General features: G+C 60.7%; 10 protein-coding genes. 3 read left to right on the top strand and 7 right to left on the bottom strand.

Going from position 1 to position 11,459, the window contains the following annotated elements; all coding sequences use genetic code 11:
* Window positions 1–16: 16 nt before the first annotated feature.
* Window positions 17–322 (top strand): FMN-binding negative transcriptional regulator, encoded by a 306-nt coding sequence (locus SBC1_RS27310; protein WP_165102006.1) that lies wholly within the window; start codon window positions 17–19, stop codon window positions 320–322.
* 174 nt (window positions 323–496) lie between these two features.
* Complete coding sequence (locus SBC1_RS27305; RefSeq protein ID WP_165104843.1) at window positions 497–2,752, top strand: cation-translocating P-type ATPase; 2,256 nt, start codon at window positions 497–499, stop codon at window positions 2,750–2,752.
* Here the strand turns inward: SBC1_RS27305 and SBC1_RS27300 are convergent.
* The 4 genes from SBC1_RS27300 to SBC1_RS27285 form a co-directional block, all read right to left on the bottom strand.
* Window positions 2,668–3,207, bottom strand: a complete 540-nt coding sequence (locus SBC1_RS27300) for a thioesterase family protein (protein WP_165104844.1) — start codon at window positions 3,205–3,207, stop codon at window positions 2,668–2,670. The genes SBC1_RS27305 and SBC1_RS27300 overlap by 85 nt on opposite strands.
* 7 nt (window positions 3,208–3,214) lie before the next feature.
* On the bottom strand, window positions 3,215–4,162 hold the full coding sequence (locus SBC1_RS27295; RefSeq protein ID WP_165102002.1) for an L-carnitine dehydrogenase: 948 nt from the start codon (window positions 4,160–4,162) through the stop codon (window positions 3,215–3,217).
* Window positions 4,163–4,295: 133 nt separating this feature from the next.
* On the bottom strand, window positions 4,296–5,225 hold the full coding sequence (locus SBC1_RS27290; RefSeq protein WP_165101999.1) for a 3-keto-5-aminohexanoate cleavage protein: 930 nt from the start codon (window positions 5,223–5,225) through the stop codon (window positions 4,296–4,298).
* 14 nt (window positions 5,226–5,239) lie between these two features.
* On the bottom strand, window positions 5,240–6,196 hold the full coding sequence (locus SBC1_RS27285) for a choline ABC transporter substrate-binding protein (RefSeq protein ID WP_165101994.1): 957 nt from the start codon (window positions 6,194–6,196) through the stop codon (window positions 5,240–5,242).
* Window positions 6,197–6,459: 263 nt separating this feature from the next.
* Between SBC1_RS27285 and SBC1_RS27280 the strand changes: the two genes are divergently transcribed.
* The gene (locus tag SBC1_RS27280; protein ID WP_165101991.1) at window positions 6,460–7,443 is read left to right on the top strand and encodes a GlxA family transcriptional regulator; all 984 of its coding nucleotides are present in this window, start codon (window positions 6,460–6,462) and stop codon (window positions 7,441–7,443) included.
* 16 nt (window positions 7,444–7,459) lie between these two features.
* Here the strand turns inward: SBC1_RS27280 and SBC1_RS27275 are convergent, their stop codons facing one another.
* From SBC1_RS27275 to betC, 3 genes are all read right to left on the bottom strand, one after another.
* Window positions 7,460–8,608 (bottom strand): porin, encoded by a 1,149-nt coding sequence (locus tag SBC1_RS27275; protein ID WP_165101986.1) that lies wholly within the window; start codon window positions 8,606–8,608, stop codon window positions 7,460–7,462.
* 263 nt (window positions 8,609–8,871) lie between these two features.
* Window positions 8,872–9,822, bottom strand: a complete 951-nt coding sequence (locus SBC1_RS27270) for a choline ABC transporter substrate-binding protein (protein WP_165989074.1) — start codon at window positions 9,820–9,822, stop codon at window positions 8,872–8,874.
* 52 nt (window positions 9,823–9,874) lie between these two features.
* Window positions 9,875–11,413, bottom strand: coding sequence for a choline-sulfatase (betC, locus tag SBC1_RS27265; protein ID WP_165101983.1), 1,539 nt, complete (start codon window positions 11,411–11,413; stop codon window positions 9,875–9,877).
* Window positions 11,414–11,459 lie beyond the last annotated feature (46 nt).

The following is an 11,459-nucleotide window of genomic DNA, read 5'->3' as shown; positions in this document are numbered from 1 at the left end:
CGTTCGCGAGCCGCCGATGTATCTGCCCTCCTGCTTCGAAGAGAAACGCGCCGAGGTTTTACATCGGCTAATGGCCGACAATCCGCTTGCCGCCCTTGTCACGCATGGCGCCAACGGCCTCGACGCGAACCACGTGCCATTCGAATTCGACGCAAGCTTGGGCGAGCACGGCATTTTGCGCGCTCACGTGGCGCGGGCAAATCCTGTTTGTCATGAAATTGAAAGCGGTTCTGACGCACTGGTTATTTCCCAGGGAGCATCCGGTTATATATCGCCGACTTTCTTGTTCAACGCGCCCCCTCCTATTGAAAATACACCTTGACCTTCCAATGATTGGAATGTCGATACTGGTCACATCGAGCTGAATTTAATGGCTCACACTGAACCAGGAAGCCTCGTCATGTCCGCATCGTCTGTCCCAACCGCCAATCCTGCGGCCGCTGCTGCTTCTGTCGCTTCTGGCGGGTCCGCCACCGCTGAATTTGCTATCGGCGGGATGACGTGCGCGTCGTGCGTGCGGCGTGTCGAAAAGGCGCTGGCCAAGGTGCCAGGCGTGGGACAGGTGTCGGTCAATCTGGCGACCGAAAAAGCGACCATCCACGCCGATATGTCCGTGTCGCGCGAGCAACTTGTCGCCGCCGTGACCAAGGCCGGCTACGAAGCGACGTTCATTGAACCGGAAGCCGCGCCCGTGGCCGCGTCCGCCCACACGGGCGAACTCGTGGCAGTGATCGTGTCCGCGCTGCTGACGCTGCCGCTTGTGCTGCCCATGCTCGGGCTGAATCTGCATCTTGGCGTCTGGGTATCGCTGGCGCTCGCCAGCATCGTGCAATTCGTGCTTGGCGCGCGCTTTTATGTCGGCGGTTTCAAGGCGGCCCGTTCTGGCGAAGGCAACATGGATCTGCTCGTGGCGCTCGGAACCTCAGCCGCCTGGGGCCTGAGCGTGTACGAACTGTTCGCGCATCCCGGCGAGTCTGCTCATCTCTATTTCGAAGCGGCGGCGGTGGTGATCACGCTCGTGCGCTTCGGCAAATGGCTGGAAGCGCGTGCCAAGCGGCAAACCACCGACGCCATTCGCGCGCTCGACGCGCTGCGCCCAGAGCGCGCACGGATTCGCGATGCGGCGACCGGGAACGAACGCGACATCGCACTCGCGGATGTACGCAACGGCGACATCGCAATCGTGCGGCCGGGTGAGCGCCTGCCGGTCGACGGTCTGATTCGCGAAGGCCGCACGCACGTAGATGAATCGCTGATTACCGGCGAAAGCCTGCCCGTGGCGAAGGAAACGGGGGCACGCGTGACCGCGGGTTCGATCAACGGAGAAGGCGTGATCGCTGTTGAAACGACCGCAACCGGCGCTGAGACCACGCTCGCACGGATCATCCGGCTGGTTGAATCGGCGCAGGCCGAGAAGGCGCCTATTCAGCGGCTGGTGGACCGGGTATCGGCGATATTCGTGCCGGTAATCCTGGGAATCGCGCTCGTGACGCTGATCGGCTGGCTGTTGATGGGCGCGGGCGTGGAAACGGCCGTGCTGAACGCGGTCGCGGTGCTCGTGATCGCCTGTCCGTGCGCGCTCGGACTGGCGACGCCCGCCGCGATCATGGCCGGAACGGGTGTCGCGGCGCGGCACGGTGTGTTGATCAAGGATCCGCAGGCGCTGGAAATGGCGCATCGGATCAGGATTGTCGCCTTCGATAAAACCGGCACGCTGACTGTCGGCAAGCCGTCCATGACGGCGTTTGAGGCGGATGAAGGCGTGGACCGCGCAGAAGCTTTGGGGCTGGCAGCAGCCGTTCAGCGACTTAGCGATCATCCGCTGGCGCGCGCGGTTGTTGCTGTTGCCGATGACGAGCGGATTGAGGCCGTTACTGCAAGCGATGCGAAAGCGGTCGCCGGGCGCGGTGTCGAGGCGCGCATAGGCGAACGCCATCTGGCGATAGCCAGCGATCGTTGGCTCGACGAGTTGCGGCTGGTCGCGCCGGAACGGTTGGCAACACGCGCGGCGGAACTGGAACAGCTTGGGAATACCGTGTCGTGGCTGGTGGATCTGGGCGCGACCCGCGGCGCAGGTGATCTTTCACGCGCTGTGACACCGCGCGTGCTGGCCCTGTTCGCGTTCGGCGACTCGCTGAAACCCGGCGCGCGCGCAGCAATCGAGCGGTTGCGCGCGATGGGCATCAAAAGTGTCCTGCTCACAGGCGATAACGCCGGCAGCGCGGCCAGCGTGGCGAAATCGCTCGGCATTGCACCCGACGCCGTTCACGCGCACATGCTCCCCGCCGACAAGGCGCGCGTGATCGCGGAACTCAAGGCATCGGCACAAGGCGCGGTGGCGATGGCTGGCGACGGCATCAACGACGCACCCGCGCTCGCCGCCGCCGATATCGGCATTGCGATGGCGACCGGCACCGACGTCGCCATGGAAGCCGCCGGCATCACGCTGATGCGCGGCGATCCGGCCTTGGTGGCGGACGCCATCGATATCGCGCGGCGCACGTATCGCAAGATCCAGCAGAACCTGTTCTGGGCGTTCGTGTACAACCTGATCGGCATTCCGCTCGCCGCGTTCGGACTGCTCAATCCGATGCTCGCGGGCGCAGCCATGGCGTTCTCAAGCGTGAGCGTGGTGACCAACGCGTTGCTGTTGCGGACGTGGCGTGCTCAGGCTGGCTTGGTTCCGTCAGATGCCGCTGCCGACGCCGACGCTCGCGGTCCCGACGGCAAGCCGATCACTCGGCCCGCATAGCGTGCTTCCTTCGACGCTTCTTTGCGCGCGTCGCAACACATCGCTTCGATACGGCCGGCAATGTCCGTATCGAAGGCCGCGGACTTCGCGCCGTTGGTTGTATCGACGTGAAGCAGCATCTGTTCGCTCGCCGCGATGGGCTCCGTTCCCTCGTCCGCGAACATCTCCATATACAGGTGGACACGCTTGGCATCGAACGCGAGTACCGATGCCTCCACACGAACCGCCGTACCTTCCTTGATCTCGTGCAGATAGTTGATGTGCGCCTCGAGCGTGAACAGCGAGCGGCCTCGCGAGGTACGGGCCGCATCGTCCAGGCCAATGCGGTCCATGAACGCATCGGTCGCGAGGCTGAAGATCAGCATGTAGAACGCGTCACGGAGATGGCCGTTGTAGTCGACCCATTCGGGCCTCACCGTGTCGCGGTAGATCGTGCGATTGTGCGTCACTCGTATGCCTTCTCTAGTCCACTATGCCGTGGCGGGATTTAGCCTGCGCGATGGCCGTCATCACGCTCGTGATGCAGTCGTCGCGGTAACGTTCCAGTTGCTTGATAGAGTGCGTGCCTTGCTGATCCGTGGTGCCGTCCACCACGCGGTCGATGAGTTCGTCCGTGAGTTTCGGTGCGACCAGCTTAGTCCACGGTAATTCTAACGCCGGGCCGAATTGCTGCATGAAATGACGCATGCCAGCCTCGCCGCCCGCGAGCGTATAGGTCAGGAACGTGCCCATGAACGACCAGCGAATGCCTGCGCCAAAGCGAATTGCATCGTCGATTTCGCCGGTAGTCGCCACGCCTTCGTTCACCAGGTGGAGTGCTTCGCGCCAAAGCGCTTCCAGCAAGCGGTCCGCGATGAAACCGGGAACCTCTTTGCGAACTCTTAGCGGGCGCATGCCTATCGATTCATAGAATGTCGATGCTGCTTGCAATGTTGCTTCCGAAGTCTTTTCGCCACCAACGACCTCAACCAGCGGCAGCAAATAGACCGGGTTGAACGGATGGCCCACGATGCAGCGCGACGCGTCTTTGGCGCTCGCGTAAAAATCCGTCGGGAGCAAGCCCGACGTGGACGACGCGATGATGGCTTCCGGTTTCGCCGCCATGGATGCTTTCTCATGGAGCGTCAGTTTCAGGTCCTCGCGCTCCGGGGCGCTTTCCTGAATGAAGTCCGCATTAGCAACGCATTCCTCGATGGTCGCAACGAAGCGCAGTCTTTCCTGCGACGCACCCTTGGCCAATCCCACCCGTTCGAGTGCCGGCCATGCATTGGCGACGTTCGCCCGAAGTTGCTGTTCGGCGCCCGGCGCCGGGTCCCACGCTACCACGTCAAGTCCATGCGCTAACGCTCGCGACACCCAGCCGCTTCCAATTACCCCTACGCCCAATGCAGCAAACGTCTTGACTTGCATATAACGGATTCCTTATTAATTTGAATTTCTACTTGCTTTAATGCTTTAGTGCCTTGTGCTTGTCTTGAGCCTGAGCGGCCCGCTTGTCGCACGGCGTGCGTCAGCGGGATTCAAGCTTGTATCTTCCGCGCTCTTACACGAACTGCTCGATCTTGCGTCGATCCAGCAAACGCTCGCCTCGTGCCGGCAATTTCAGCTTCTTTCGCCCCTCTGCCGGCGTCAACGCACGACCGCCCAGACGTTCGATAATCTCCACCGCCCGCTGAACCAGCGTCCCATTGCTTGCGAGCACACCGCGGTCCAGATACAGATTGTCTTCAAGACCCACGCGCACGTGGCCGCCCAATAACATCGCCTGGGCGACCATCGGCATCTGCATGCGGCCGATTCCGAACCCTGCCCACTGCGCACCCTCGGGCATGTTGTCAACCATCGACTTCAACGTGCCTACGTCCGCCGGTGCACCCCAAGGGATACCCATGCATAGCTGGAACAAGGGCGCATCGTCCAGCAAACCCTCCTTTTGCATTTGCTTCGCGAACCACAAATGACCGGTATCGAAGATCTCTAGTTCGGGCTTCACGCCCAGTTCTTGTATCCGCTTCGCGCCTGCTCGAAGTTGCGCGGGGGTGGATACGTAGATTGTGTCGCCATCGCCGAAATTCAGCGTGCCGCAGTCCAGCGTACAAATCTCCGGCAACAACTCTTCCACGTGCGCCAGCCGGGTCAGGCCACCGACCAGGTCGGTACCGGCGCCGAACTGCATCGGCGCTTCGCCCCCGCCAATTTCCAGGTCCCCGCCCATGCCCGCCGTCAGGTTGATGATCACGTCCACATCCGATGAACGGATGCGGTCCACCACCTCGCGATACAACGCGGGGTCACGGCTGCCGCGGCCCGTGCGCGGATCGCGGACGTGGCAATGCGCGACGGTGGCGCCTGCTCGCGCGGCCTCAATGGCCGCTTCCGCGATCTGCTTGGGTGTGACCGGGATTGCCGGGTGTTTGCTCGTGGTGTCTCCTGCGCCTGTTACCGCGCAGGTCACGATCACTTCATAGTTCATGTCACGCCGTCCTTTCAAAGGCCAAGATATTGCTTAACTGCCGGCAAGCCGTCCTTGCCGTCTACCGTCTTTACGCCCGCGAGCCATGCATCCAGCACTTGCGGATTTTTCTTCAAATAGTCCTTGGCTGCATCGGCCGGACGCACTTTGGCCATGACCGGAATCATCAATTGGTTCTCCAGTTGCGTGGTGAACCGCAGGTTGGAAACCAGCTTGCCTGCGTTCGGGCAGCGCGTCAGGAAGTCGGGGTTGGTCAGCGTATAGACGCGTGCTTCGCCGTAGTTCGGACCAAACACGGCGTCACCGCCGGAGAGGTAGTTCATCTTGATCTGGATGTTCATCGGATGCGGTTCCCAGCCGAGGAACACGACCCACTTCTTCTCGCGCACGGCGCGGTCGACAGTCACCAGCATGCCGGCTTCACTCGATTGCACCAGCTTGAAACCGCCCAGTCCGAACTGGTTGGTATCGATCATCTTCTGGATCTGCGCGTTTGCGCTGCTGCCCGGCTCGATGCCGTAGATCTTGCCGTCTAGCTCGTCCTTATGCTTCGCGATGTCCTGGAAGCTCTTCAGGCCTGCGTCGTATTCGTAGCTGGGAACGGCGAGCGTGGCTTTGGCGCCGGACAGATTCGGCGGGTCGAGCCTGTCGATTTGCTTGGCGTCGAGGAAAGGCTGGACCGATTTTTCCTGCACGGGCCACCAGTAGCCGAGTGACACGTCGATCTGCTTGGTCTTCAGGCCCGCGAGTGAGATTGGCACTGACGCTTGGGTGATTTTCGGGTCATAGCCGAGGCCCTGGAATACGACTGATGCGAGCGCCGTGGTCGAGGTGATGTCGGTCCAGCCGATATCGACGAATCGAACGGTGTGGCAGCTTGCGTCTTCCTTGCTTTGCGCGGATGCGCCGATTGAGGTCAACGCGAGTAACAGACAGGCGAGCAGCTTTTTCGTTGTCGGGAGTGATGTCATGGCTTCCTGTTCCGGTAATTTTCCGTGAGGGACAGACGCGTTCGGATGTGTCCGACCGTGCATAAAAGTAACGCCGCATAATGGCGGGGAGGCGACCGGTTGCGACCGGGAGTTGACTGTGAGCGACGGTTTTTTCGTTCGCACTTCATGGAAGACTGGTACCCCATCAAGTGCGAACGAAAACTAAGGATTTGGCCCCATTGCGCCGGCAATTTCAGCTTGTTAGCTTGCTAGTCCGATTGCAAAAACGCCCCTACCGTGTAATGCCTGCCACCGAAGACTTTCACTTTCTGCTGCTGCCCGAGTTTTCGTCCATCGGCTTCATGTCGGCAATCGAGCCGCTACGCGTCGCCAACCGCTTCCGGGGTGCACTCTACCGGTGGCACATCCTGAGCATCGACGGCGGCCCTGTCTGCGCCAGCAACGGCATCTCGCTCAACGCAGAAAGCGCCCTGAGCGACGTCGACGAAGCCACCAACGTCATCGTCGTCGCAGGCTTCAACCCGCTAAGCCGCTACACGCGCGAAATGGCCGACTGGCTCCGGCGCATGGATCGCAAAGGCGCAACACTGGGCGGTATCGATACAGGAAGTTTCGTGCTGGCCGAAGCGGGCCTCCTCAAGCACGAGCGCGTGACATTGCACTGGGAAGCGGCATCGGCGTTCCAGGAGCGCTATCCGTCACTCACGGTCAGCCAGGAGCTATTCGAAATTGACGCGCGACGCATCACGTGCGCGGGCGGCACGGCTTCCATCGACCTCATGCTCGACCTGATCGGACGCCGCCACGGCGCCGAACTCGCCGCCCAGGTCTCCGAGCAATTCGTGCTCGGCCGCATCCGGCAGCGCTCGGACCACCAGCGCATGCAGATCGCAGCGCGCTATGGCATCCACAATCGCAAGCTGATCCAGGTGATCGGCGTGATGGAACAACACATGGAGGAACCTCTGTCGCCAGATGCACTGGCAGAGGAAATCGGCGTGACGCGACGTCAGTTGGAACGCCTGTTCTGCTCGGCGATGAAAGACACACCCACCCACTTCTATCTCGGACTGCGCCTTGCACGCGCCCGCGAATTACTACAACAAACCGACATGTCCATTACCACGGTCTGCGTGGCATGCGGCTTCGAATCACCCTCGCACTTTTCACGTACCTACCGTACGCGCTTCGGCTCAAGCCCGCGCCAGGACCGCAGTTCGCCACGCGCGACGACACCCGCTGAGGATGCCGTCGCGACCAGCTGAAACAAACTGATAACGCTTAGAACGAGTGCCGGATACCAATGCGAACATCGCTTTGGGTGCTCGATGTCGACGGCGTAAAGCTATAGCCGATCACCGCGTTCACACCACTCGATGCCTTGAGAAAGTCACCTGACACATAGACGTCGGTACGCTTGGACAACAGGTAGTGCAGTCCGAGTGAGCCCATGTTCCACTTGTGGCCTTCGAACGCCGTGAACTGGTAACCGCCGTACAGGATCAACGCAGGCGTGAAGTTATACTGCGCGCCACCTTCACCCACGTGCATGTGCGACGACTCTCCGTAACCCTTGATCGTGGTGTAGGTGTAGTTGCCCAACAGCGTCAGGTTGCCGAGTGCATACGATGATCCAATGCCGTAAGTCATCTGGCTGTCGACGTTGAACGCGGTGCTGCTGAACAGGTCAGTCACGGCGCCCGTCGTCGGGTTCACGGTTGCAACGGTCTGGCCAAGGAAGGTCTTCGTGCCGATCATCGCGTACGGGTCGAATGCGTAGATACCGTTCGGATTGTTCAGGCGCGTGACCGCCGTGCCGATCGTGAAGTCGCCGTGCGCGTAGTGTGCGCCCAAGCTGTAAGCGCTCTTCTCGTGGAAGTCGCCCGCAACGTTGCCGAACGAATACAGGCCGCCGAAAGTCAGGCCGCTGATGTCAGGCGACATGTACTTGATCGAGTTGGGCAAGCGGTCGCCGTTCATACGGTCAAAGTCGCCCTGGTGGATCGCGTAGCCGCTGCCGAACGAGGAGATGTTGTAACCCTCCATGAACTCGTTCGTCAGGTCGAGCTGGTTACCCGCCGAGATCGTGCCCCACTGGTTCTGCAAGCCCACATAAGCCTGCCGGCCGAATTCCGCGCCGCCTTGAGCAAGCGTTCCGTTGCCTAGGTGGAAGCCGTTCTCGAGCACGAAGATTGCCTTCAATCCACCGCCCAGGTCTTCCGTGCCCTTGAAGCCGAACCGGTTACCGTAAGAGACGCCATCGTCGAATTTGACGACGTGCGAGCCACCCGTATTGTTGACGTAGGTAATGCCGGCGTCGAGGATACCGTACAGCGTCACGCTGCTTTGCGCGTGAACCAAAGCAGGTGCAGAGACGGCGCCTGCGCTCAACGCCAGGGCCGCCAGCTTTACGGCATTTCGCTTCTTCATCGTTGATTCTCCCTGATACCCGTTTGCACGTTTCGTTGGACGAAGCGAGGTCCGCGCTGCTCCGGCGATGGATTGACATCGCGCAACGCTTCTCGCTCGAGTTTTATTGCAGAGACTGGCGTACTACAGTGATCTGACACATGGGGTGCGGGTGCACGCACTGAGCTTCAAGCGCTTGCACCAGCCTTGCAAAAGTAAGAGGCCATATTTAGTGGGGCTCGACCTTTTGCGACGCAAATCTGTCCAGTTGCGACCGTCTGTTGTTATTTGGAACCAAGCGCCGTTTGCACCGCTTGCCACCCATTTGCGCCCGTACTTGTGGTAACGCCGTCAAGCCAACCCTTCACGAGATCCGGGTTGCGTTTGAGCGCTGCTGCAGCAGCGGTATCCACGTTGGTCTTGTTTTGAAGGACGTCGGTGATAATGCCGTTCTCCAGGTCGACGTTAAATGTCATCTGCTTGAAAAGACGTCCCACGTTCGGGCATTCGCCCACGTAACCCGCCCGCGCGACCGTATTGACCGTCGCGCCGCCGAAGTTCGGGCCAAAGTATTTATCGCCGCCATCGAGGTAGGTGAGATGGAACTTCGTGTTCATCAGATGCGGCTCCCAAGCAAGGAACACGATCCACTTCTTGTCGCGCACGGAGCGTTCGACTTGCGTCAACATGCCGGTCTCGCTCGACTCCACCAGCTTCCAGCCATTCAGTCCGAAAGCCTTTTCATCAAGCATCTTCTTGATGTTCTGATTCGCTGGCGCGCCCGGTTCAATGCCATAGATCTTGCCGTCGAACTTGTCCGCGTTCTTCTGCAAGTCCGCGAACGTGTGCACGCCGGCTGCCGCCACATAGTCCGGCACCGCCAGCGTGAACTTCGCGTTGGTCAGGTTCGGGTGCACCACGTCGATCGACTTCTCATCCACAAACGGCTTCACCAGCGGCCCTTGCGCGGGCATCCAGTTGCCGAGGAACGCATCGACCTGGCCTTTCTTCAAACCCTGATACGTGATCGGCACCGAAAGATTCGAGACACTCTGCTTGTAGCCGAGCGCCTTCAGCACGACGCCGGCCATGGCGTTGGTGGCGTCAATGTCGGTCCAGCCCGGGTCCGCCATCTTGACCTGCAGGCAGCTTTGGGGCTCGGCGGCGACTGCCGTACCGATGGATGCGCAGAGTGCCGCAATGCAGAATAGCGCGTGCGTGAAGGGCTTTTTCATGTTGGCTTCCTGTGGGTGATGGGATTGTGGTTGTAGTTCAGCAGCGTGGGCTCTAGCGTGTGACAGCGGGAAAACGCGCCATGGCTTCGAGCGTGTCGAGGTCAATGTGATTGCGCATATAACGTTGGCTGGCATCTACCGATGGTTGCCAGTCCCATGATTCGATTACCCCTTGCGTTGTCGCTTCGAAGTGAAATTGGCGGCGCCGCTGGCTTTGCACGACTTCTTCGCGCAGCGCGTCGAGATCCCAACGCTCGGCGATTTCCTCGCGGAACGAAGCGACCCGCGCCGCGTGTTCAGGCAGCGTGGCGAGGTTGATGCGTTCGAGTGGATCCGCTGTAACGTTGAAGAGCTGGTCAGGGTCCGAGGGCGTATGGATGAACTTGAAGTCACCGCGGCGCAGCATCACGATCGGCGCAATCGCACCTTCGGCCAGGTACTCGCCGATGGCTTCATCGTGTGCCTGCGGCTCGCCGCGCAGATGCGGCACGAGACTGCGGCCATCGAGCGTATCGGGCCATGCCGGTCGCGGCGCGCCACGGCCCAGTTCCACCAGCGTCGGCAGCAAGTCGAGATGCGAGACGGAAGCGCTCACATGCGCCGCCTCGAATTGTCCCGGCGCGTGCACGATCAGCGGCACGCGGCAGCCGCCTTCGAAAAACGTCATCTTGTACCAAAGGCCGCGTTCGCCCAGCATCTCGCCATGATCGGAGGTCACGATCACGATGGTGTCGTCGGCCAGTCCCGCCTGATCGAGCGCTTCGAGGATCGCGCCGAATTGCGCATCGACGTAAGAAATCGCGCCGTAATACGCATGGCGTGCGTTGCGGATCTGCTGGTCGGTTGGCGGCGTCTTGTCCGTCTCGCACACGTAGCGCAGGCGCTTCGAATGCGGGTCGGCAGCGTCCAGCGTGTCACGGTACGCAGGCATTTCAATGTCTTCGTCGCGGTACATGTCCCAGTATTTCTGCGGAATCGCGTAAGGATCGTGTGGGTGAGTGAGCGACGCCACCACGCAAAACGGCCGCTCGTCTTTCCCGGCTTGCCGCTCACGCGCTATGTCGAATAACTTCTGGCGCGTGGTGTAGGTCACTTCATCGTCGAAATCGAGTTGATTCGTGCGCACGCACGGCCCCGCGTCGATCACGGAACTCATGTTGTGATACCAGCTCGGGCGCGTCTCGAAGTCGTCCCAGTTCGGCGTCCAGCCGAAATCCGCCGGATAGATGTCGGTCGTCAGCCGCTCCTCGAAACCATGCAACTGATCCGGACCGCAAAAGTGCATCTTCCCCGAGAGAATCGTCCGATACCCCTCCGCCCGCAGGTAATGCGCGAACGTTAATGTTTGCGAGGGAAATTCGGCGGCGTTATCGTAGGCACCTATCGCCGAGGGCAGCTTGCCCGACAAGAATGAAAAGCGCGACGGCGCGCAGAGCGGACTCGCGCAATACGCTGAATCGAAGACCACGCCCCGGGCCGCGAGCGCGTCCATGTTCGGCGTCTTCGTGACGTGATGGCCGTACGCGGACAACGCGAACGGCGTCATTTGATCAGCCATCAGAATAAGGATATTTTGTTTGCGTTTAAGCATCGGAGCGAGGCTCGAATAGAATCAGGAAGGTGGCGCGGCATGGTCG

Source organism: Caballeronia sp. SBC1, from assembly GCF_011493005.1.
In the GTDB taxonomy this organism is placed as follows: domain Bacteria; phylum Pseudomonadota; class Gammaproteobacteria; order Burkholderiales; family Burkholderiaceae; genus Caballeronia.
This window is presented reverse-complemented; position numbering and strand designations above follow the sequence as displayed.

Excerpts from the sequence above, each read along its gene's own strand:
- SBC1_RS27295 (WP_165102002.1), bottom strand. The coding sequence starts at position 4,162 with ATGCAAGTCAAGACGTTTGCTGCATTGGGCGTAGGGGTAATTGGAAGC.
- SBC1_RS27270 (WP_165989074.1), bottom strand. The coding sequence starts at position 9,822 with ATGAAAAAGCCCTTCACGCACGCGCTATTCTGCATTGCGGCACTCTGC.
- betC (WP_165101983.1), bottom strand. The coding sequence starts at position 11,413 with ATGCTTAAACGCAAACAAAATATCCTTATTCTGATGGCTGATCAAATG.
- SBC1_RS27285 (WP_165101994.1), bottom strand. The coding sequence starts at position 6,196 with ATGACATCACTCCCGACAACGAAAAAGCTGCTCGCCTGTCTGTTACTC.
- SBC1_RS27305 (WP_165104843.1), top strand. The coding sequence starts at position 497 with ATGACGTGCGCGTCGTGCGTGCGGCGTGTCGAAAAGGCGCTGGCCAAG.
- SBC1_RS27280 (WP_165101991.1), top strand. The coding sequence starts at position 6,460 with ATGCCTGCCACCGAAGACTTTCACTTTCTGCTGCTGCCCGAGTTTTCG.
- SBC1_RS27290 (WP_165101999.1), bottom strand. The coding sequence starts at position 5,225 with ATGAACTATGAAGTGATCGTGACCTGCGCGGTAACAGGCGCAGGAGAC.
- SBC1_RS27310 (WP_165102006.1), top strand. The coding sequence starts at position 17 with ATGTATCTGCCCTCCTGCTTCGAAGAGAAACGCGCCGAGGTTTTACAT.
- SBC1_RS27275 (WP_165101986.1), bottom strand. The coding sequence starts at position 8,608 with ATGAAGAAGCGAAATGCCGTAAAGCTGGCGGCCCTGGCGTTGAGCGCA.